This is a genomic window from Belnapia sp. AC561 (assembly GCF_979252845.1).
In genome coordinates this window covers 1-242 of the sequence record NZ_CEEDBP010000437.1, presented here as the reverse complement: position 1 = coordinate 242, position 242 = coordinate 1, and the positions used below count along the sequence as shown (strand labels likewise).

Below are 242 nucleotides of genomic sequence, written 5' to 3'. Positions count from 1 at the left end.
TGGTGTCGTCTGTCATGCCCACGACATCGGCCAAAACCAGCCATCATCTCAAGGCGGGAAACAGCTGACGGTTACGATGTTGCCATGGCCCTAGACGCAAAAAGACCCGCACTGCGTATGCAGGGCGAGCGATCGGGTGTTGGTTGGGAAGTACTGGGAGCGTGGGATGCGGGGACAGGATTTGAACCTGTGACCTTCAGGTTATGAGCCTGACGAGCTACCGGGCTGCTCCACCCCGCGGT

1 tRNA gene is annotated in these 242 nt (G+C 59.1%); it reads right to left on the bottom strand.

From position 1 onward, the window contains the following. Positions 1-166 precede the first annotated feature (166 nt). A tRNA-Met gene (locus AC0IW9_RS31760) sits at positions 167-240 on the bottom strand. Positions 241-242: the final 2 nt, after the last annotated feature.